General features: G+C 50.0%; 19 protein-coding genes, 1 other RNA gene and 1 pseudogene. 11 read left to right on the top strand and 10 right to left on the bottom strand.

Annotated elements, in window-relative coordinates:
- Positions 1-23: 23 nt before the first annotated feature.
- The 4 genes from ACYP03_RS09140 to ACYP03_RS09125 are packed head-to-tail and all read right to left on the bottom strand — an operon-like array spanning position 24 to position 2,085.
- Positions 24-422: a type IV pilus modification PilV family protein gene (locus ACYP03_RS09140; RefSeq protein WP_459779323.1), complete on the bottom strand. Its 399-nt coding sequence runs from the start codon at positions 420-422 to the stop codon at positions 24-26.
- Entirely contained in the window at positions 412-945 is a 534-nt protein-coding gene (locus tag ACYP03_RS09135; protein ID WP_459779321.1) for a hypothetical protein, read from the bottom strand. The genes ACYP03_RS09140 and ACYP03_RS09135 overlap by 11 nt, the downstream gene beginning before the upstream one ends.
- On the bottom strand, positions 942-1,526 hold the full coding sequence (locus tag ACYP03_RS09130) for a PilW family protein (protein ID WP_459779319.1): 585 nt from the start codon (positions 1,524-1,526) through the stop codon (positions 942-944). Before ACYP03_RS09130 ends, ACYP03_RS09135 begins: the two co-directional genes overlap by 4 nt.
- Positions 1,513-2,085, bottom strand: a complete 573-nt coding sequence (locus ACYP03_RS09125) for a GspH/FimT family pseudopilin (RefSeq protein ID WP_459779317.1) — start codon at positions 2,083-2,085, stop codon at positions 1,513-1,515. Before ACYP03_RS09125 ends, ACYP03_RS09130 begins: the two co-directional genes overlap by 14 nt.
- Positions 2,086-2,193: 108 nt before the next feature.
- Here ACYP03_RS09125 and ACYP03_RS09120 point away from each other — a divergent pair, with 108 nt between their 5' ends.
- The gene (locus tag ACYP03_RS09120) at positions 2,194-2,574 is read left to right on the top strand and encodes a type IV pilin protein (protein ID WP_459779315.1); all 381 of its coding nucleotides are present in this window, start codon (positions 2,194-2,196) and stop codon (positions 2,572-2,574) included.
- Between the two features lie 72 nt (positions 2,575-2,646).
- On the opposite strand, the gene dnaJ is transcribed toward ACYP03_RS09120, so the two are convergent.
- The 3 genes from dnaJ to grpE all read right to left on the bottom strand — a co-directional run bounded on the left by dnaJ (position 2,647) and on the right by grpE (position 6,618).
- Complete coding sequence (gene dnaJ, locus ACYP03_RS09115; RefSeq protein WP_248141252.1) at positions 2,647-3,789, bottom strand: molecular chaperone DnaJ; 1,143 nt, start codon at positions 3,787-3,789, stop codon at positions 2,647-2,649.
- An 88-nt stretch (positions 3,790-3,877) separates the two neighbouring features.
- Positions 3,878-5,791, bottom strand: a complete 1,914-nt coding sequence (gene dnaK, locus ACYP03_RS09110; protein WP_248141253.1) for a molecular chaperone DnaK — start codon at positions 5,789-5,791, stop codon at positions 3,878-3,880.
- Positions 5,792-6,003: 212 nt separating this feature from the next.
- Positions 6,004-6,618 carry a nucleotide exchange factor GrpE gene (gene grpE / locus ACYP03_RS09105; RefSeq protein ID WP_248141254.1) on the bottom strand — a complete coding sequence of 205 codons (615 nt, stop codon included), beginning with the start codon at positions 6,616-6,618 and terminating at the stop codon, positions 6,004-6,006.
- Positions 6,619-6,821: 203 nt separating this feature from the next.
- Between grpE and nadK the strand changes: the two genes are divergently transcribed.
- The 3 genes from nadK (at position 6,822) to bamE (ending at position 10,071) form a co-directional block, all read left to right on the top strand.
- Entirely contained in the window at positions 6,822-7,700 is an 879-nt protein-coding gene (gene nadK, locus ACYP03_RS09100) for an NAD(+) kinase (RefSeq protein ID WP_248141255.1), read from the top strand.
- 174 nt (positions 7,701-7,874) lie between these two features.
- Positions 7,875-9,542, top strand: a complete 1,668-nt coding sequence (gene recN / locus ACYP03_RS09095; protein WP_459779309.1) for a DNA repair protein RecN — start codon at positions 7,875-7,877, stop codon at positions 9,540-9,542.
- 172 nt (positions 9,543-9,714) lie between these two features.
- Complete coding sequence (bamE, locus tag ACYP03_RS09090; RefSeq protein ID WP_459779307.1) at positions 9,715-10,071, top strand: outer membrane protein assembly factor BamE; 357 nt, start codon at positions 9,715-9,717, stop codon at positions 10,069-10,071.
- A 102-nt stretch (positions 10,072-10,173) separates the two neighbouring features.
- Here bamE and ACYP03_RS09085 read toward each other — a convergent pair whose 3' ends face one another.
- Entirely contained in the window at positions 10,174-10,557 is a 384-nt protein-coding gene (locus tag ACYP03_RS09085) for an RnfH family protein (RefSeq protein WP_459779304.1), read from the bottom strand.
- Positions 10,547-10,981, bottom strand: a complete 435-nt coding sequence (locus ACYP03_RS09080) for an SRPBCC family protein (protein ID WP_248141259.1) — start codon at positions 10,979-10,981, stop codon at positions 10,547-10,549. Before ACYP03_RS09080 ends, ACYP03_RS09085 begins: the two co-directional genes overlap by 11 nt.
- Before the next feature lie 142 nt (positions 10,982-11,123).
- Here ACYP03_RS09080 and smpB point away from each other — a divergent pair, with 142 nt between their 5' ends.
- The 7 genes and pseudogenes from smpB (at position 11,124) to ACYP03_RS09045 (ending at position 19,541) form a co-directional block, all read left to right on the top strand.
- Positions 11,124-11,606 carry an SsrA-binding protein SmpB gene (gene smpB / locus ACYP03_RS09075; RefSeq protein WP_036751449.1) on the top strand — a complete coding sequence of 161 codons (483 nt, stop codon included), beginning with the start codon at positions 11,124-11,126 and terminating at the stop codon, positions 11,604-11,606.
- 44 nt (positions 11,607-11,650) lie between these two features.
- Positions 11,651-12,018, top strand: a transfer-messenger RNA (tmRNA) gene (gene ssrA, locus ACYP03_RS09070).
- Between the two features lie 243 nt (positions 12,019-12,261).
- The gene (gene hsdR, locus ACYP03_RS09065; RefSeq protein WP_459779299.1) at positions 12,262-14,706 is read left to right on the top strand and encodes an EcoAI/FtnUII family type I restriction enzme subunit R; all 2,445 of its coding nucleotides are present in this window, start codon (positions 12,262-12,264) and stop codon (positions 14,704-14,706) included.
- Positions 14,707-15,005: 299 nt separating this feature from the next.
- Positions 15,006-16,496, top strand: a complete 1,491-nt coding sequence (locus tag ACYP03_RS09060; RefSeq protein WP_459779297.1) for an N-6 DNA methylase — start codon at positions 15,006-15,008, stop codon at positions 16,494-16,496.
- Positions 16,496-18,259, top strand: coding sequence for a restriction endonuclease subunit S (locus ACYP03_RS09055; protein ID WP_459779294.1), 1,764 nt, complete (start codon positions 16,496-16,498; stop codon positions 18,257-18,259). Before ACYP03_RS09060 ends, ACYP03_RS09055 begins: the two co-directional genes overlap by 1 nt.
- 2 nt (positions 18,260-18,261) lie before the next feature.
- A pseudogene (locus tag ACYP03_RS09050) lies at positions 18,262-18,501 on the top strand (hypothetical protein); the annotation flags it as partial.
- 20 nt (positions 18,502-18,521) lie between these two features.
- Positions 18,522-19,541 carry a GIY-YIG nuclease family protein gene (locus tag ACYP03_RS09045; protein ID WP_459779292.1) on the top strand — a complete coding sequence of 340 codons (1,020 nt, stop codon included), beginning with the start codon at positions 18,522-18,524 and terminating at the stop codon, positions 19,539-19,541.
- A gap of 144 nt (positions 19,542-19,685) precedes the next feature.
- Here ACYP03_RS09045 and ACYP03_RS09040 read toward each other — a convergent pair whose 3' ends face one another.
- Positions 19,686-22,082 carry a DUF3772 domain-containing protein gene (locus ACYP03_RS09040; RefSeq protein ID WP_459779290.1) on the bottom strand — a complete coding sequence of 799 codons (2,397 nt, stop codon included), beginning with the start codon at positions 22,080-22,082 and terminating at the stop codon, positions 19,686-19,688.
- Positions 22,083-22,278: the final 196 nt, after the last annotated feature.

The following is a 22,278-nucleotide window of genomic DNA, read 5'->3' as shown; positions in this document are numbered from 1 at the left end:
AGAACCATTATCAACCCATTGAATTAATTTAATGGGTTGATATATGTTTCTATTTCAATAAGATGCGACTTCATCCATCGATCCTGCCATCGGACTGACACCACCACACGTGTTACCCTGCTCACCGGCACATTCTGATAGGCACTGACTTCGAGGCCTACCGGCGTATTGTAAAGCATCAGCGTTTCCTGCCTTGCCTCGGGCGGGTATTCTGGCCGGCCCCGCAGCGCTTCCAGTGCAGATTCAGCCTGATTCACCGCAGAAAGCGTCAGGACTGCGTTGTCAGTCTGGATATTCAGATATGCCTGCAGCTTCATCATTCCGGCCAGTCCGACACTGACCAGCAAAAGTGCAACCAGCGCTTCGAAAACACTGAAGCCTTGTTGTCGTCCGTGAACAGGCAAATTGCATTTAGAAATCATGCCAAGTTCCCGGCACCCAACGGAGCAGCAATTGCTCCTCCGTCTCCACCACGTCGCCATCCGACCACTGACGGCAGTCAGATTGATGTTCCGACCTGCAGATCACCACTTGAGCCTGCTGAGCCAGATGAACACGTGCTTTTCCGGCCACCAGCGATGCAGCTCTGAACTGAAAACCGCCGCCGCTCACTTCAGTCATTTGCACAGTCAGTTGCCGCCCCTCCGTATGCTGGTCGCAGGTGATAAAGCTGATATCAAGCGGTAGCAAAGTCATTAACCGGACCGGCCGAGCTTGAGAGATAGTTTTAAGCTGAGTCTGGAGCCGTTCAAAAGCACAAGTGAGCCCGCCTTCCGCCAGCCAGTGCGCCTGCCGAGAAAACAGCGTATTTTGTGCCCGTTTCACCTGATAGAGGGTCGTGCCGGAACTTCCCAGTACAAAAACCATGGCAACTGAAAGCATCATGCTGGTGATCAGCAGCGTGGCCACTCCTCTTTCTGAGACACGAGAACCAGACACCGTCATGACGGATTCCTCAAATTCAGCGTCATGTCTTCGTGATGACTCACCGAACCATCCAGCGCTTGTACCGAGAGTGAAAATTGAAGCTGCTGGCCCTGTTGGCGGCCATGAGACCACGAAACGCTCTGAACCTGCCAGTCAGTCACTCTCATCCACCGGGAATCCAGCAAGGCCTGCCCGCCATGGCATGCCTGCTCCGGCGAAGTAAACACTGCACCAGAAGAGCGGACCCTGAGTTCACCATCCTCGTGATAATAAGCTTTCACCACGGCGCCATCACTGAGCTCAAAGCGCATCACAAAGCACTGCATCTCTGTCACATGGACAGTGTCTTCAGAACCATTCAGCCGCAAGGGCCCACCACTCTGCATCTGGTAGCCCGCACGGCGTAAATCTGCCGACAGCATCCGCCAGGCATCCTGTACGTCCTGCGCCAGCATCAATTGTGTCGCGCGGCTGACCGCCGCCCGCTGGCCCGCCATCAGTAAATGCACCAGCATGGTGAGTACCATCATACTCAGCGCACTGGCCACCGCCATTTCAAGGAGGCTGAATCCGGCCATCGAATGCTTAGCAGGCAGCATAGCCAAACTCACCTTGCGGACTGCAGACATATATACGCCCAGTGACATTACTGAACGTAATCCGCGCCAGAACATCCTGATGCCGGGATACATACAGACTTCCGGCGGCATGAGGTCGACCGGTCAGCGGGTCAAGCGAGATATGCTCATTGGAGAAACTTCGGCTGAGCTGAAAAGGAGCATTATCCTGGCCGGAAAGCGCTTTGGTCACCTGAACCTCTCCCGCGAGCGCCGCCCAAATTTGCCAGTCGTTCCGGCTGACGATATCCGATTCGGAGAAACGTGGCACATGCTGAAACAGAATCTGAACCACTTCACCCCGTGTCACGGCCTCCGATTTTGCCTGCACCAGCAGCCATTCCAGTTCACTGACCAGCCGGGCCAGCCGCTGTCTGGCCATCAATTCAGAAAAAGACGGGACCGCAGCAGATACGACGATCCCGATAAAAAGCAAGACCACTACCATTTCCAGCAGTGTCATACCGCGATCACTCGCAACGCAGTGAAACCGCTCTGGCCGGATATCCCTGACTTTCCGGCACGTCTCCCAACTTACCATTTCCCTCAACTCCAGCTTCTTTTTTCACTGGTCGTCATGATGACAAAGCGTCAGGATAAAACAGCGCTCAATAGCTCACACAGTGATGTAAATCGAAAGGAAATCAGGATGATGAAAAACGTAAAACAACAGGGAGTGACCCTGATCGAACTACTGATTGTCGTCGTGCTTATCGGGATCCTGGCGGTGTTTGCTCACCCGACCTATGTGTCACAACAGCATCAGGCGTATCTCCGTCAGGCACAGGCTGATCTCATCATGCTGCAACTGGCGGTTGAACAGACCAGAACCGAAAGCAATCACTACCCGGAAACCCTGGATGAACGCCTTTGCCCGGCCTGTCAGTTTGATAATCCGTACTATGGTTACCGAATTGTCCGCACAGCGGGTCAGTACACTTTGTTAGCCGAACACAGAAGAGAGATTTCCAGTTGTCAGAGTCTGGGTATAGAGCCGAATGGCACTACGTTTCCGCCAGAGTGCTGGTAAAGCGCTGCAGGAGAGAAGCCATAAAAAAGGCCGACATCACGTCGGCCTTTGGTAGCACATCAAACCGGAAATTTAACCGGTCAGATCATCAAAGAACTTTTTCACACCATCGAAGAAACCTTCGGAACGTGGCTTATGCTTCTTTGCATCAGAGCCAGTCAGGGTTTTTTCAAATTCCTGCAGCAGTTCTTTCTGGCGGGAGCTCAGATTCACAGGAGTCTCAACCACCAGTTTACAGATCAAATCACCCACAGCTCCGCCACGGACAGACTTCACGCCTTTTCCGCGCATCCGGAACATACGGCCGGTTTGAGTTTCAGACGGTACTTTCAGGCTGACACGACCGTCCAGGGTCGGTACTTCCACTTCGCCCCCCAGTGCAGCCATCGTAAAGCTGACCGGAACTTCGCAGTACAGGTTGTTACCGTCACGTTCAAAAATCGCGTGTTTCTGTACATGGACCTGAACATACAGATCACCGGCTGGAGCGCCGAATTCTCCGGCTTCACCCTCACCCGTCAGACGGATACGGTCACCCGTGTCCACACCGGCAGGAATTTTCACAGACAGCGTCTTGGTTTCCTGAACCCGGCCCTGACCATGGCACTTACCACATGGATCGGTGATGATCTGACCACGGCCATGACAGTGCGGACAGGTCTGCTGAACGGCAAAGAAACCCTGACGCATCTGGACCTGACCGGAACCATGACAGGTACCGCATGTCGTCGGTGAAGAGCCTTTCTTGGCACCGGAACCCTCACAGGTATCACAATTGACCAGCGTCGGTACGCGAATTTCCTTGGTGCAGCCGCGAACAGCTTCTTCCAGAGTCAGCTCCATGTTATAGCGCAGATCCGCCCCGCGCTGTGCACGCGGCTGGCCGCCACGACGACCGCCGCCACCAAAAATATCACCGAAAACATCACCGAAAATATCGCTGAAATCTGCGCCGCCGCCAAAGCCGCCGCCACCGCCCATACCACCTTGTTCAAAGGCAGCGTGGCCGTACTGATCGTAGGCTGCTTTTTTCTGCGGATCGGTCAGAATTTCATAAGCGGTCTTCACTTCTTTGAATTTGTCCGCCGCGCTCTCGTCACCCGGGTTACGGTCCGGGTGAAATTTCATCGCCAGACGTTTATAGGCCTTTTTGATGTCACGCTCACTGGCGTCACGGCCTACGCCTAACACTTCGTAAAAATCACGTTTTGACATATTAAACTGTCACCTGCCTTGATACAGCTGCGGGCGTAAGAGTTCCCTCTAAACGCCCGCGCCCAAATAAGATTATGAAATCACACTCTTATTTTTTATCGTCTTTAACTTCTTCGAACTCAGCATCGACAACATCGTCATCTTTCGACTGAGACTGCTCACCAGCGTCAGCCTGTTGAGCCTGTGCCTGCTGCTGGGCGACTTCCATCAGCTTTTGAGAAGCTGCAATCAGTGCCTGTACTTTGGCATCAATTGCTTCTTTGTCTTCGCCTTTACGTGCTGCTTCAAGCTCAGAAACAGCGGCTTCGATCTTCTCTTTCTCATCCGCAGGCAGTGCATCGCCAGCTTCTTCGATTTGCTTGCGAGTGCCGTGCACCAGCTGGTCAGCCTGGTTACGGGCAGAAACTAAATCTTCGAACTTCTTGTCCGCTTCTTTGTTCGCTTCTGCTTCCTGAACCATTTTCTCGATTTCGTCGTCGCTCAGACCACCAGATGCCTGGATTGTGATCTTCTGCTCTTTACCTGTGCTCTTGTCTTTCGCAGAGACGTGCAGGATACCGTCCGCATCCAGGTCGAAAATCACTTCGATCTGAGGCATACCACGAGGCGCTGCCTGAATACCTTCCAGGTTGAACTGACCCAGAGACTTGTTGAAGTTCGCTTGTTTACGCTCACCCTGCAGTACGTGAATGGTTACTGCACTCTGGTTGTCTTCAGCCGTCGAGAACACTTGCTCCGCTTTCGTTGGGATAGTCGTGTTCTTCTCGATCAGCTTGGTCATCACACCGCCCATGGTTTCGATACCCAGAGACAGTGGCGTCACGTCCAGCAGCAGTACGTCTTTCACTTCACCAGCCAGTACGCCGCCCTGAACCGCAGCACCGACAGCAACAGCTTCGTCCGGGTTCACGTCTTTACGCGCTTCTTTACCGAAGAATTCAGCAACTTTTGCCTGAACCATTGGCATACGGGTCTGACCGCCCACCAGGATCACGTCGGTAATTTCGCTGACAGACAGGTCTGCATCAGCCAGAGCAACTTTCATTGGCTCCAGTGAACGCTGAACCAGATCTTCAACCAGTGACTCCAGTTTCGCACGGGTCACTTTGATGTTCATGTGTTTCGGACCGGTCGCATCTGCAGTGATGTACGGCAGGTTTACGTCAGTCTGTTGTGCAGAAGACAGCTCAATTTTCGCTTTCTCTGCGGCTTCTTTCAGACGCTGCATCGCCAGCGGATCTTTACGCAGGTCGATGCCTTGCTCTTTCTTGAATTCGTCAACCAGGTAGTTGATCAGGCGGTTATCGAAGTCTTCACCACCCAGGTGGGTATCACCGTTGGTTGCCAGAACTTCAAAGGTTTTCTCGCCTTCAACTTCGTCGATCTCAATGATAGAGATATCGAAAGTACCGCCACCCAGGTCGTATACCGCAATCGTGCGGTCACCGCCTTGCTTGTCCAGGCCGTAAGCCAGTGCAGCAGCAGTCGGTTCGTTAATAATACGCTTAACTTCCAGACCCGCGATACGGCCGGCATCTTTGGTTGCCTGACGCTGTGCATCGTTGAAGTACGCAGGAACAGTAATAACTGCACCCGTTACTGTCTCGCCCAGGTAATCTTCAGCTGTTTTCTTCATTTTTTTCAGAACTTCAGCGGAAACCTGAGGTGCTGCCATTTTCTGGCCTTTTGCTTCAACCCAAGCGTCGCCGTTGTCTGCTTTCACAATTTTGAAAGGCATGATTTCGATGTCGCGCTGTACTTCTTCATCTTCGAAGCGGCGACCGATCAGACGCTTGATTGCAAACAGGGTGTTTTCAGGGTTTGTCACCGCCTGACGTTTCGCAGGCTGACCGACCAGTGTCTCGCCATCTTGTGTATAGGCGATGATCGAAGGCGTTGTACGATCACCTTCTGCGTTTTCAATCACGCGTGGTTTATCACCATCCAGTACAGCTACACATGAGTTGGTTGTACCCAAGTCAATACCAATGATTTTACCCATCAGGCTCTCTCCGAAATTCGTTGGTTTACTGGCTTCGTCCTGTTCGCAACAGTGACGAGCTTGGGGCGTATGGCCCGCGATTCTGTTATTACGGTATCGTATGACTACTAAATAAGGCCGTCCGATACCTTTTCAAGGGGCAGATCGAAAAAAAATTAAAAAATAAAACCCACCGAAGTGGGCTTTCATTCATTCCGCCCCGAATGGATCAATCAGGCTTGCGTATCCACATTGCTGCCCGGAGCAGCTTTGGAAACCATCACCATCGCCGGACGAACCACACGGCCGTTCAGCTCATAACCTTTCTGCAGGACCATCATCACCGTATTCGGCGCATGTTCCGCGCTTTCCTGCATTGACATAGCCTGATGGAATTCAGGATTAAAAGCTTCACCCAGCGGGTTAATTGCTTTCAGGCCGAATTTCTCAACCGTGTCTGTCATCGTTTTCAGGGTCAGCTCGACACCTTCAACCATTGGCTTGATGGTTTCATCTTCTTTGTCTGCCACTTCCAGTGCGCGTTCCATATTGTCGATCACTGGCAGCAGTTCACCGGCAAATTTCTCCAGCGCAAATTTACGCGCTTTGTCAATTTCCTGCTCGCTGCGGCGACGCATGTTTTCAACATCTGCACGGGCACGCAGCACGGCGTCCTGCTGGTCTTTCACTTTGGCTTCACTGGCTGCCAGAGCCGCTTCCAGTTCTTCGATACGGGACAGTGCCATCGCTTCCGGAGACAGTTCATCTGCAACCTGCTCAGCTTCTGCTGAAGCCACTTGCTCCTGCTGCAGTTCTTCTTCCTGTAACACTTCGTCTTTCTTGCTCATGCTTTCGCTACTCCGCTAAGCTCAAAAAGGTGAATGCATGGCCGATGCGCCGAACAAACGCGACCAATCGACCACTCTTAAAACGTGATGGGCATATTATGGGGATGAAGTTCAACGATTCAACCCGAGATCGACGACAAAGGGCGACAATTCATCATTGCTGAGGCTATACTGGCCCCATTCTTACCCGTTGGATCAAGGACATGACGCGCCCGTTTGAAATCATTGCCCTGATTGGCAAACCGAGAAACCCTGATGCGCTTCACACACACACCAGCCTGTACCACTGGCTGACCGCCAAAGGCTACCAGGTACTGGTTGATCACCGGCTTGCCCATGATCTGGATGTCCCGGCCGACGCCCTGTGCGATTTGCTCACCATCGGCGACCGCGCCAACCTGGCCATTGTCGTCGGGGGTGACGGTAACATGTTAGGCGCCGCACGGGTACTCTCACGTTTTGATATCTCTGTAATTGGCGTCAACCGCGGCAATCTGGGCTTTCTGACTGATCTGGATCCGGACAATTTCGAACAGGAACTGGAAAAAGTCCTCGACGGTGAGTTCGTCATCGAACACCGCTTTCTGCTGGAAGCTGAAATCCACCGCCACGGCCAGATTAAAAGCCGGAATGCAGCGCTGAATGAAGCCGTCCTGCACCCGGACAAAATCGCTCATATGATTGAGTTTGAGGTCTATATTGACGAACATTTTGCCTTCTCGCAGCGTTCGGACGGTCTGATCATTGCCACACCAACCGGCTCGACCGCCTACTCGCTGTCCGGTGGCGGCCCGATTCTGTCACCGAGCCTGAATGCGATTACCCTGGTCCCCATGTTCCCGCATACTCTGTCGAGCCGCCCGCTGGTGGTCGACGGCAACCGCCGGATCAAACTCATTGTGCCGGATGACGGCCGGACCCTGGAAGTCAGTTGCGACGGTCAGGTCTCACTGCCCGTCAATCCCGGCGATGAAATTCATATCTATCAGAGCCCGGACCAGCTCCAGCTGATCCACCCGAAAAGCTACAGCTACTACAACATCCTGCGCGGCAAGCTGGGCTGGTCCAGCAAACTGTTTTGAGCCCATCACCGCTCCCTGCCAAAGCCAGCCTGATGCTGGCTTTTTTATTGCCTGACAGAAACTTACCCTGTATCACAAAATCAGACGGAAATTTTTGATCCAGCACTTTACTGTATGTAAATACAGTATATACTGTGCAAATAAACAGGTGTTGATTTAAACAGGTGAACACACATGCTGGCTCATATGACGATCTCTAATTTTGCTATTGTCAAAGATCTCGAATTCGAGATGAAACCTGGGATGACAACCATTACAGGTGAAACCGGTGCAGGGAAGTCCATTGCCATTGACGCACTGGGCTTATGTCTTGGCGACCGCGCCGAAGCCAGCATGGTCCGCCCCGGTGAAGCAAAAGCCGAAATTCATGCCACATTTTCACTGCGCAATAATCAGGCAGCCCGCCGCTGGCTGGAAGATAATGAGCTGATGGAAGGCGAAGAATGCATTCTGCGTCGTGTGATCACCAAAGAAGGCCGTTCCCGCGGTTTTATTAATGGCAGCCCGGTTCCGGCTTCCCAGCAAAAAGCGCTGGGCCAGCTTCTGATCAACATTCATGGTCAGCATGCGCACCAGATGCTGATGCGTCCTGAACACCAGCAGGAGATGCTGGATAACTATGCCGGTCACCATCCCCTGATGGAAAAAGTCCGCAGTGACTATCAGGCCTGGCGCCAGGCCAAGAATGAGCTCAACCGACTGAGCCAGAACCGTGCCGACAACGAAGCACAGAAACAACTGATTCAATATCAGGTCAAAGAACTGAACGACCTGGCTCTGGGCGAAGAAGAATTCGCCCAGATCGAAGAAGAACATAAACGCTTATCGAACTCAGGCGATCTGGCACTGACCAGCCAGCATGCCCTGACCCTGCTGTATGAAGGGGAAGAAGTGAACGCCCTGCAGCTTCTGCAACAAGCCAGCCAGCAGGTGATTGATCTGGGTGAAATGGACAGCCAGCTGAGCACCATTGCCCCGATGCTGGAAGAAGCCATCATTCAGGTGCAGGAAGCCAGCCAGGAACTGCGCGGATATCTGGATCATCTGGATATGGACCCGCAACGTCTGGTCTATCTGGAAGAGCGGCTGGCAAAAATTATGTCGTTGGCACGCAAACATTATGTGATGCCCGCGGAGCTGTGGCAGAAACATCAGGATCTGCTGGCCGAACTGGACAACCTGGACGGCAGTGATGAAAAACTGGATGCGCTGGCCGATGCCGTTGAAGCCAAACGCCTGGCGTTTCTAGACAGTGCCGAAAAGCTGAGTAAGAGCCGCCAGCGTTATGCCAAGGAACTGAACAAAAAGATTTCGCACAGCATGCATGAGCTGAGCATGGAAAAAGCCGTGTTCCAGATCGATATTCACAGCGATCCGGAGCGCATGCTGACGCCATTGGGCTTTGACACCATCACCTTTATGGTTTCAACCAACCCGGGCCAGCCATTGCAGCCGCTGGGTAAAGTGGCCTCTGGTGGTGAACTGTCGCGGATTTCACTGGCAATTCAGTTCATTACAGCCCTAAAAGTAGAAACACCGAGCCTGATTTTTGATGAAGTTGATGTGGGGATCAGCGGCCCGACAGCAGCGATTGTTGGCCGTATGCTGCGAACCCTGGGCGATTCGACACAAGTAATCTGTGTGACCCACCTGCCTCAGGTCGCTGGTTGCGGCCACCAACAGATGTTTGTCGCCAAGAAGACCAGTAAAGGCCAGACCGAAACCAACATGAAACCGCTGGATGAAAATTCCCGGATCAGCGAACTGGCAAGACTGCTGGGCGGCAGCGAAATCACTGAGCGTACGCTTGCGAACGCGAAGGAATTACTGGTCGCGGCCTGACCTGGCTCGCGAAAAACGAATTCATTGCTTTTTCAGATGCAACTTTCAGACATTTTGTGCGTCTCATCCCTCACCTACTCCCATGGATTAGGTGAGTTTTTTTATGGTGCTTTCACTTTGTCTGTAACTTGCTTATCATCACAAGCAGAACTGAATTTTTTGCCGGGATGCTATGAACTGGAAAACTTTTGCCGCGCTGGCGTTGAGTGTCAGCCTGCTGGGCGGCTGCTCTTTGGTTGAACGCTTGGTCTACCGAATCGACATCAATCAGGGTAACTACCTGGATGAAAAGGATATCGACAACCTGAGATACGGCATGAACCAGGAACAGGTCCGCTATGTACTGGGCTCCCCGATGCTGGTTGAGCCGGAATACCCGAACACCTGGTACTACGTGTTCTACCACAAACCGGGCCATCACGATCCGGAACAGAAAAACCTGATCCTCAAGTTCGATGCGAACCGACAATTGATCAGCATGAGTGGTGACTACCAGACCGGGACAAACTTTAACAAACCGTTGAATTAGGTTTACGCTTCCCTTTCTCAAGTCAATCTCATAAGACACAAACTAAAAAGCTCGCCAAGGCGAGCTTTTTAGTTTCAACATTTTCATCGCGCGTTAAATTGCTCAGGATGCTGTGTCGTCATTTTCTGCATCATCAGCATCGCTGTTCGTTGAAGCATCTTTCTGAGCTTTCTTGGCAGCCAGTGCTTCCAGCTTGGCCTGCTCGGCTCGCTTACGACGGATATCTTTCGGATCAGCCAGGAGCGGTCGATAAATTTCGATACGATCGCCGTCGTGTACTGTGGCATCCAGTTTCACCGGGCGACTGAACACCCCGACTTTGTTTTTCTTCAGATCGATCTCAGGGTACATCTCCAGCACACCCGAGCGCTCGATGATTTCCTGCACCGGCGTGTCTGCAGTAATCGCCAACTTGATCACCCGCTGGGTGTTCGGCAGCGCATACACGACTTCGACATGGATCAGATTGTTCTGTTCAGAGGTCATAAACTTCCCGTGCTCGTTGGGTAAAAGCATTAACCATGTTATTGGTCAGTTCATGGAAAACTTTGCCAAAGACCGCTTCCACCAAAGCGTTGGTGAACTCAAAATCCAGCTTCAGCTCCACCTTACAGGCATCGGTATCCAGCTCGGTGAAGTGCCAGCCACCCACTAACCTGCGGAACGGCCCTTCCACCAGCTGCATGCTGATTAGATGAATACCTTCCAGTGTGTTACGAGTCACGAAGGTTTTTTTAATCCCGGCCTTGGAAACGTCCACCGACGCCATCATATGTTCAGTAGAGCTTTCCAGAATTTTGGTGCCACAGCATCCTGGCAAAAATGCAGGATAAGACTCAACATCGTTCACCAGGTCAAACATTTGCTTGGCACTGAACGGGACCAGTGCAGAGCGACTGATTTGAGGCATAGTTTCTCCTTAACCCTATATCGCCGCTAATGATACCATTAGTCCGCGATCTGCCAAAGATTCCGTCGCCGCGTGAGCACCCTGGCACAGTCATTGGGAAAATCGTTCCCCCTAACACCTTGAATACGTATAATAACGAGCTATGGCAAAGAAAAAACCAAACAAGCCGGGCAGCAATACCATTGCGCTGAATAAGTCTGCCCGCCATGAATTCTCGATTCATGAAGAATATGAAGCCGGCATTTCGCTCCAGGGTTGGGAAGTGAAGTCCCTGCGCGCAGGTAAAGCAAATATTTCAGAAAGTTACGTGTTTTTACGAAACGGCGAGGCGTTTGTCTCCGGCATGACCATCACGCCGCTCAATGCCGCCTCAACACACGTGGTTGCCGACCCGGGCCGCGTGCGTAAGTTGCTGTTAAACCGCCGTGAGCTCGACAAAATTACCGGTGCCGTGAACCGCGAAGGTGAAACCATCGTCGCACTTTCCCTGTACTGGAAGGGTTCATGGGTTAAACTGAAATTAGGTACCGCGAAAGGTAAGAAACTTCACGACAAACGTGCTGACGCCAAAGACCGCGACTGGCAGCGCGATAAGGCACGAATTATGAAGCATAGTTCGCGGTAGTCATTGACCCGGCAGAATTTTCTGCTAGTATGGAACACCTCTTTGGGGCTGATTCAGGATTCGACAGGATCATGAAGGCCTGTGGAGCATGCAGAGGTGCGGTTGGCCTCTTTAAAAAGCCGCAAAAAAATAGTCGCAAACGACGAAAACTACGCACTAGCAGCTTAATAACCTGCTTAGAGCCTATCCTCCCTAGCCTTAGCTCGTAGGACGGGGATCAAGGGTAGTCAAACCCAAACGAGATCGCGTGGATGCTTTGACCTGGGAGCTGAAGCGTTAAACCTAATTCAGGTATGTCTTAACGTGGCGTGTTTGTTCGCAGCGTTCTGACGAGAATAAAGACAAACTAAGCATGTAGCGCCATTGGTTAGAGTGATTTTGGACGCGGGTTCAACTCCCGCCAGCTCCACCAAATCGTATATACGACGACATCTTCGGATGTCAAAAGCCCGCCGAGGTCCTGACCTGGCGGGCTTTTTGTTTGTTTCATCAAAACCTCTCGTTTTAAGTTATCCAAATATTTGATAAAGATGTAGTGAACCAGTTTGGATAGCCATTCCGTTATCCGCATCACTCATAAGTCAGTATCTTTTCTGCTTTTATTCATCATTTGATATAGTCATGCAAATGCATTTGTAATGAGCTGGCTAATCGCATGGAATCGACAATAAATAAAGCAAAGCTGTCTGAAACAGACATCATCACGAAATTTATTCTACCAGCCATCAAAGATGCTAACTGGGATGATATGTCCCAGATTCGTCAGGAAGTAAAACTCCGAGATGGTAAAGTGATAGTTCGTGGTCAAGCGGCAGCAAGAAAAAAGGTAAAGTCCGCGGATATCGTTCTTTATCACAAGCCAAGTATGCCTTTAGCCGTTGTCGAAGCCAAAGCCAACAAACATGAAATTGGTAAAGGCGTGCAGCAAGCGTTGGACTACGCTAACTTGCTCGACGTTCCGTTTGCTTTTGCTTCAAATGGTGATGGTTTCATTTTCCATGACAAAACCAACACAACTCAGCTAGAAACTGAAATTCGTCTGGAAGATTTCCCAACCCCTAAACAACTTTGGGACAAGTATTGCGTTTGGAAAGGTTATAAGACTGAACACTTATCCGTTATTACTCAGGATTACCACGATGATGGTAGTGGCAAATCTCCGCGCTATTACCAACTGCAAGCCATAAACAAAACGGTTGAAGCCGTGGCAGCAGGCCAAGACCGAGTACTGCTGGTTATGGCAACGGGTACGGGCAAAACTTACACTGCATTCCAGATTATTTGGCGACTGTGGAAGTCCCGAGCCAAAAAACGCATTCTGTTTTTGGCGGACAGAAACATTCTGGTTGATCAAACTAAGACCAACGACTTCCAGCCTTTTGGCACCGCAATGACAAAAGTCACAGGGCGAACTGTCGATCCTGCTTACGAGATCCATCTAGCTCTGTATCAAGCTCTGACTGGCCCAGAAGAACACCAAAAGGCATACAAACAGGTCGATCCTGATTTCTTTGATCTTATTGTTGTTGACGAGTGCCACCGTGGCAGTGCCGCTGAGGACAGCGCGTGGCGTGAGATTCTTGAGTATTTCGGTTCAGCGACTCAAATAGGGCTAACCGCGACACCAAAAGAAACCGATATCGTGTCTAACACCGAATACTTTGGCGATGCCATATATACCTACTCTCTGAAGCAAGGCATTGAAGACGGTTTCTTAGCCCCTTACAAAGTTGTGCGTGTGGATATCGATGTAGATTTGCAAGGTTGGCGGCCAACCAAAGGGCAAGTCGATAAGCATGGTGAAGTCATCGAAGACAGGATCTATAACCAGAAAGACTTCGATAGAACGATGGTCATTGATGAGCGAACCGAGCTTGTTGCACAGACCATCACCAGCTACCTCAAGCGAACCGACCCTATGGCTAAGACCATTGTGTTCTGTAATGACATTGACCATGCAGAGCGTATGCGTCGAGCGCTGATCAACTGCAACCCTGAGCAAATTGCTAAAAATGAAAAATACGTCATGAAAATTACAGGTGACGATGAAATCGGCAAAGCTCAGCTTGATAACTTCATCAACCCCAAAAAGGCTTACCCTGTTATCGCGACCACCTCAGAACTCATGACAACAGGTGTCGATGCCAAAACCTGTAAGCTGGTTGTTCTTGACCAGGGCATTCAGTCAATGACCAAGTTTAAGCAGATCATCGGTCGCGGTACTCGTATTGATGATCGTTACGGAAAGCTGTGGTTTACCATTCTCGACTTCAAAAAGGCGACTGAACTGTTCGCTGATGAGCGCTTTGATGGTGTACCTGAGCGAGTTAAAGAGACAAAACCAGAAGACTTCGATACCGATGAAGGACTCGATGAGATCATCGATGGTGAAGATGAACTTGAACAAGATGATCCATTTGAAGGGGAAGATATCGACCCTGAAAGCATCCATGAACCAGAAGCTTCATACGACTCTGGCTCATCTCCTTCTGATGGTAGCAATGCCGATGATGATTGGCAGGATGAAAGCCGAGTTAGAAAGTTCCATGTCAACGGTGTAACAGTGAAAGCCATTGCCGAGCGTGTTCAATACTACGATGCCGACGGTAAACTCGTGACCGAATCGTTCAAAGACTATACCCGCAAGACGATGGCAAAACAGTTCACCTCAATGGATGACTTTGTTAAGCGCTGGCAAGATGCCGATAAAAAGCAAGCAATCATCGATGAACTGGCAGAAGAAGGCATCATATGGGAAGCGTTAGAGCTGGAAGTCGGCAAAGATCTCGACCCATTCGACATGATTTGTCATGTCGTGTATGACCAACCAGCACTCACCAGAAAAGAACGGGCTGATAACGTCAAAAAGCGCAACTACTTCACTAAGTACGGTGAAACGGCTCAGCTGGTGCTGAACAACCTACTGGACAAGTATGCAGATGAAGGCGTTCAAGAGATTGAGAATATCCATGTATTGAAAGTTAAGCCTTTTGACGAGATGGGACGTCCTGCTGAGATCGTCAAAAAGTGCTTTGGAGGAAAAGTGCAGTACTTAGAAGCGATTTCTGAGTTGGAAGCTGAAATTTATCAATCAGCCTAAGTATTTCATGCACAGATGAGCTATGTTGACGACCAATATTAAATCGATAATATTTTAACGCAACAGTGCCCAGTCCCCTGTTTCTGACGTTTTCTTTAGAGATGACTTTAGAATCAAGGCTGGGCGTTCTTTGTATCTGTAGCGAGAAAAGTCAATATTCACTGGCACTACATTACAACTAATACTGTTGTTTATTGAGCGACAAATAACCACCCTTTTGCATATGCTCTAATTCACGTTTTTCATGTCAATTCTGTTATAATCCGACCCAATTTTTTGTCCGTTAGCAGTAGTAAACCATGTCAATCAGTTCAGTGATTAAGTCCATTCAAGACATCATGCGTAAAGATGCAGGTGTTGATGGTGACGCACAGCGTCTGGGCCAAATGTCTTGGCTTTTATTCCTTAAAGTGTTTGATGCCCAAGAAGAAGAGCTGGAGTTCGAGCTAGATGATTACCGCGAACCCATCCCAGCGAAGTACCTATGGCGTCACTGGGCGGCAGATAATCAAGGCATTACAGGTGATGAACTGCTTGAGTTTGTTAACGATGACTTGTTCCCTAAACTGAAGAACCTAACGGCACCGAGTGATATTAACCCGCGCGGCTATGTGGTGAAAGAAGCCTTTAGTGATGCCTTCAACTACATGAAAAACGGCACCTTGCTTCGTCAGGTGATTAACAAGCTCAACGAAATTGATTTTACCGACTCCAATGAGAGACACCTATTTGGTGATATCTACGAGCAAATTCTGCGCGATCTTCAAAGCGCAGGCAACGCAGGTGAGTTCTATACCCCTCGCGCGGTGACTCGCTTTATCGTCAACAGACTGGATCCAAAACTAGGCGAACAAATTATGGATCCCGCCTGTGGCACGGGCGGTTTCTTGGCTTGCTCATTCGATCACGTCAAAGAGAACTACGTGACAAGCGCAGCCGACCACCAAACACTGCAAAAGCAAATCCATGGTGTAGAGAAGAAACAACTGCCACATTTGCTGTGTATCACCAATATGATGCTCCACGGCATCGAAGTCCCCGTGCAGATCAAGCACGGCAACACGCTTAACAAGCCGCTTTCAAACTGGGATAGCAATATCAATGTGATTGCGACTAACCCACCGTTTGGCGGCACAGAAGAGGACGGGATTGAAAAGAACTTCCCTGCCGAAATGCAAACTCGTGAAACGGCTGACTTGTTCTTGCAGCTTATTGTCGAAGTATTGGATAAAGATGGTCGCGCTGGTGTGGTGTTGCCTGATGGCACCTTGTTTGGTGAAGGCGTAAAAACCAAAATCAAAAAGATGCTGACGGAAGAGTGTAACCTGCACACGATTGTTCGCTTACCGAATGGCGTGTTCAACCCATATACAGGTATTAAGACCAACATTCTGTTCTTTACCAAAGGCCAACCGACCAAAGAAGTGTGGTTCTATGAGCACCCTTATCCAGAAGGTGTGAAGAATTACAGCAAAACCAAACCAATGAAGTTTGAAGAGTTCCAGCAAGAGATCGATTGGTGGGGTAACGAGGCCGATGGATTCGCTAGCCGCATCGAGACCAAGCAAGCTTGGAAAGTGCCGATTGAAGATATTATCGAGCGCAACTTTAACCTTGATATTAAAAACCCGTATCAGGACGAAGTCGTCAGCCATGATCCTGAAGAGTTACTGGCGAACTATCAGCAACAACAGCAAGAAATTAAGGCACTACGTGACCAACTGAAAGGCATTCTCGGTGATGCGCTTAGCTCTACCATTCAAGATAAAAAGCAAGGTGGAGAGCAATAATGGCAGTCGAAAACCTAATTACCGAACATATTGATATTTGGACTTCAGCAGTTAAGAGCAAATCGACCTCTGGTCGCGGTAGCAGTAAGAAGCTAGAACTGTATGGTGTTAAAAAGCTGCGTGAGCTGATTTTAGAGTTAGCTGTGCGAGGAAAGCTTGTGCCTCAAGATCCTAATGATGAGCCTGCTTCTGTGTTGCTTGAACGTATTGCTGAAGCAAAAAAGAAACTAATCCAAGATAAAAAGCTTAGGAAAAGCAAAGATCTCGGTGATATACCAGAAAAAGATATTCCATATCGTATACCATCCACTTGGAAATGGTGCTATTTATCAGATCTCGGTGGCATTATCGGAGGAGGCACTCCCAAATCAAACGAAGATTCTTACTGGACTGACAAAGGTGTAAAGTGGCTTACGCCTGCTGATTTATACGGGTTAAAGTCCAAATATATCGGAAGTGGCAAGAGAGACATTACCAATTTAGGCCTAGAAAAATCGTCGGCTCAACTATTACCTAAAGGAAGTGTTCTTTTTTCTAGCCGTGCGCCTATTGGTTACGTTGCGATTACTTCCAACGAGTTAGCGACAAACCAAGGCTTCAAATCTGTTGTACCAATATTTCAAGAGTTATCTGAGTACATCTATTACTTCCTGAAGCGTTCAGGAAAGTTTATTGATGCAGAAGCAAGTGGAACTACCTTCAAAGAAGTATCAGGGACAGTTGTGTCAAAGGTATTGACTCCACTTCCCCCAATTGATGAACAACATCGTATCGTCGCCAAAGTCGATGAGCTAATGACACTCTGCGACCAGCTAGAGCAACAAACCGAAGCCAGTATCGAAGCACATCAAGTGCTGGTAACGACTCTGTTGGACACACTCACCAACTCTGCCGATGCTAACGAGTTAATGCAAAACTGGGCGCGAATCAGTGAGCATTTCGATACCTTATTCACCACCGAAGAGAGTATCGACCAGCTTAAGCAAACCATCCTACAACTGGCAGTGATGGGCAAGTTGGTTCCTCAAGACCCAAGCGATGAGCCTGCTGCTGAGCTACTAAAAAGAATTGCGGAAGAAAAAGCGCAATTAGTTAAAGATAAGAAAATCAAAAAGCAAAAAGCGCTACCGCCGATTTCTGAAGATGAAAAGCCATTTGAACTGCCTAATGGGTGGGAATGGTGTAGGTTTGGAAATGTGTTTGTGGATCTAAAATACGGTACATCGAAAAAGTCTGACTATAAAATGAATGGCTCACCAGTATTAAGAATTCCCAATGTTGTTGGTGGTAAAGTAGATTTAAGCGATCTGAAGTACTCGGTGATGACAGAAAAAGAATTAGTTGATTACCAATTGCAACAAGGGGATCTTCTTCTAATACGCTCAAATGGTAGCTTAGGTATCGTCGGTCGCTGTACTGTTGTGGATAATGATTTGGTTAATACTGTTTATGCTGGCTATTTAGTTCGTGCTCGAATTCTACCAGACACTATTAACTCTCATTATGTAAAATCTTTACTAGACTCTCGCGATGTGAGGCGACAAATAGAAGGCCCTATAAGAACAACTAGTGGTGTCAAAAACGTTAACAGTACAGAACTGTCAAGTTTACTAATTCCTGTGGCTCCCGCGTGTGAGCAACTGCGGATCAATGAGAAAATAATTGAACTTCATACTATGTGTGACCAACTAAAACAACACCTCTACGGTAACCAACAAACTTCGCTTCAGCTCACCGATGCAATTGTTGAACAGGCAATGTAACTATGAGCCTATACAATATCACCAACAAAAACCTCACCGCACTGACACCAACCACTTTTGCAGCCGAAGGGCTGCAAGAGCGGCACGATTTACAAGAAGCGCTGAAAGGCTGTATTGATGCCATCGCTCCTGATTGTTTGGTGATATCAGAAGAGTTTTCAGACTGGGAAGACAGCCGTCGCCGTATCGACCTGTTAGCCATCGACAAAAATGCCAACTTCGCGGCTTTTAAACTTACGCGTGTGACTACTTTGCCCATTAATTGAAGCAGAAAGAGCTAGATATCGACGCCCATAAAGCCATCCTGTTCCTGAATAAGTTAACCACGACAAACTCATTTTCCAGCGTAAGCGATAGAAAAAACAATACATTCGTATTAGCATGCCTGGGATTAAACTCTACAAATTCAAAGGCTTTTCAAATGGCGCGTGGCACACAGCTCAAAATCTATCTTGCAAACGGAACGGTGACCGGCATTCGCCATGCAGAGATTGTTAATTGGACTGGACAAGCCATTGCTGTACCGCGCATTCATGTCAAAGATCTGACGGATTGGGAAGAAACACAAAGGCCTGGCGTCTATTTTCTGTTTGGATTTGATTCTGACACGGGCAAAAACCTTGTTTATATTGGTGAAGCAGAGCACATCCAGAGGCGATTGCAGCAACACATCGCGGCAAAAGATTTCTGGAATGAAGCCATCTGCTTTACTAACAAAGATGAAAACCTGACCAAAGCTCATGTGAAATACCTGGAAGCCCGGCTCATCGAGATTGTCGTTTCATCGAACCGATACGCCCTGGATAACGACAAACGCCCACCAACCTCATCTCTGCCCCGTGGAGACAGAGATGCCATGGAAACATTCATCGACAGCATCCGCGTTGTGATTGGCTCTCTGGGCCATAAATTACTTGAGCCGAAAGTCATCTTTGATGCTCAGGAAACCGAAGCGCAGCAGAAAAGCCTGTTAAAGCTGAAAGTTAAAAAGATTGACGCAACTGCCAAGTTAACCGATGAAGGCATTGTGGTCCTCAAAAACTCTCAGGCATTGCCGGAAGTACAGAAGAGTCTTTCAAATGGCTACACCAATCTGAGAGCCAACCTGAAAGAAAAAGGGCTGTTAGTCGAGAGCGGCGACAAGCTGATTGCCACCGATGATATTTTATTTACCAGTGCCTCGCAGGCCTCAGCAGTTTTGCTTGGGTATCCGTGCAGCGGGCCGGAATACTGGCGCGACGCACAAGGCCGATCGCTGAAAGAAATCGAGATGGCAATTTAGTCATCCGTTTCACGCTCAATTGCACCTCAGCATTACAACTTGAATCACTGACAAAGCACCATAAAGGCTAAAGACGGCATCTTGGGATGCCACAAAGCCCGCCGAGGTCCTGACCTGGCGGGCTTTTTGTTTTCTGTAAGGGATTTAATCCTCCTGCAATCCCTTATCCCTCGACGCCCCTTTCTCCCCCCACGCTTTGACCATCGCTTCCAGTCCTTTAATACTCACATCCCGTTGCGGGAATGGGATGCTGACGCCTTGGTCAGTGAGGATTTGGTAGATGTCGAACAGCAGATCGGACTTAATGACTTTGAACTCTTTGATGTCGCGGACGAAGCAACGCAGTTCAAACAGCAGGGCGCTGTCGGCCATGTCGGTGAAGACGACGCTGGGTGCGGGGTAACTGAGGATCATGGTGTGCTTTGTCGCGGCGTCCATCAGGACTTGTTTGACAATGCTGAGATCGCTGCCGTAGGCGACACCGATAGAGACAACCAAGCGGCCGTGGTTCGAACGCAGAGTCATGTTTTTAACGATGCCGGCGATGAGATCAGAGTTGGGCACCACAACATCCTGCAAATCGAAGGTTTCAATTCGGGTGGAGCGTACGGCGATTTTACGCACGAACCCGGAATGGCCGGAGACTTCAATCCAGTCCCCCTCTTTGATGGGCCGTTCGATCAGCAGAATGATGCCGGAGACAAAGTTTGAAACAATGGTCTGTAAGCCAAAGCCAATCCCGACTGACAGTGCCCCGGCCACCACGGCAAGATTGGACAGATTCAGTCCAGCCGCAGAGACCGCAATGATGATTGCCAGCGTATAACCGACATAACCCAACCCGGTGACAATCGCAGTGCGGGCACCGGGGTCGGTTTTGGTTTTCGGGAGTACGGAATTGCGCAGGACGTACTGAATCCAGCGGGTCAACAGTACCCCGGCGAGCAGGACCAGGACAAAGGTAATGATGACATCCAGCGACAGATGCACATCACCCAGTTCAATGCCGTCAGACAGTAAACGCCAGACTTCAGCGATATCGGTCAGGCGAGCGCCCCAGATCAGCGCCAGTCCCGGCGCAAATAACAAACAGATGATCACGATCAGCACAATGGGCAACAGGCTCTCACTGACCCCGGCGTCCGGTGCGTCTGCCGGGCTGTCTGAGTTGCCGAAAATCCGGAAGATAAAATTCAGCAGACCGTAGTAAATCACCATAGCAAACGCGAGCAAGGCAATCGACATTACCATAGGGATGATGGCCTGACGTGCCAGGCTGTCATACCCCAGACAGACAAACACCACACTGAGCACACTGGAAGCTTTCATCAGCCAGACCAGCGCATTGAGTACCCCGCGGCTGACGTGGCTGGTCTGCTCGCTGTCCGCTTCCGTTTCATCGGCCCGGTTCGCAGCTTTTCGCAGCAACTGCGCCAATCGCCACATTAACCAGCTGCCGAACAGGATCACCGGTAAGGTAAAAAAAGCCGAGCTGGCAGCCGAAAAAGAATAATCCCCTTTCCAGGCGGTCAGCAGAATAATCAGCCCGATAAACACCCCAAGCCACTGACAGATATGAATGCCCTCCGTGGCAGACGCATCGTCCAGATGAATGATCCGCTGCTCCGGCGTCTGAGGACGGAAGATCAGAAAGCCCAGCCAGTGGCTGATCACGATATAAAGCGCCGCCCCCGCCAGCGACTGAATCGTCAGTTGTGCTGAGGGCAACGGCAGCTTCAGCTGCCCAATCGCAGTCAGCAACAACAAGGCCGAAAGCAACGGAAAGACGAGTCTCAGTAAGGTTGAGAACAGGTTACAAATCAGAATATGGCTCTTCCGGCGCAGCGTACGGCTGTACTGGTCCAGTTGGTTAATCCCCCAGGGCTGAGCCAGAATCATGGTGAGCACCGCCACAGCGGTCAGACCGACAAATGGCAGGATTGATCCTGTCATTGCCCTGGCTTTGTCTGCATCTTGCCGGGCGGCCTGAAACTCAGCTTTGACCTGACGCGCATACTGAACCAGTTCACTCAGCGCATCGCCCCAGTGTCCGGGCCACAATGGCGTCGGACTTTTATCCAGCAGTTTGTCGGTCAGCTGCCTGCGGATCACTTTATCCACTTCGCCCACCATCAGGTTGGCCCGTTCGTAGGCAGCAACCGCCAGAAAAAGGGGAGCGCTGGCGGTGGCCAGTTCATTTTCAAGCTCACTCCGGCGACTGGCGATCACCTCCGGCTCACTCTCCCCTTCTTTGGGCGCCGGGCCGAGCGATTTAATCTGTGCCTCCAGCCAACGTACATCCACAGATTTATCCTGCGAGATCTGGTATGCCTCGGCCCGCTGCTCAGCGAGCGTCGCCCGAATTTGCTCCAGTTTGGCGGTATCCGCTGACGGGGTTTTGAGCATATCCCGGGCCTGAGAGGCCGTCTGATCCCAGCTGACATAAGGCTCTTTCTGGTGCAGAGCTTTCAGCTCCGTTTCTCCGGCGCCGGCCAGTCCGACATCCAGCAGCACTGGCACAAGACAAAGTAAAAACCACACTCGCCAGGCTTTCTGCCCCAATTTTCGACCAGCCTTTCGCCAAATTTTTCGCCAAAAATGTTGCCCGGCGTTTCGAGATTCCATCACCGCTTGCATGCACGACATCCAGACACAGGAACACATCATGAGCTTAAGCGATAGCTATTGCTCCGGTCGTCATAAGGCTAAGAAATCAGACAGAAATGAGCCGTCTGGA

Source organism: Photobacterium sp. R1 (assembly GCF_054600795.1).
The sequence above is the reverse complement of the archived record's forward strand: the minus strand, read 5'-3'. Positions and strand labels throughout refer to the sequence as shown.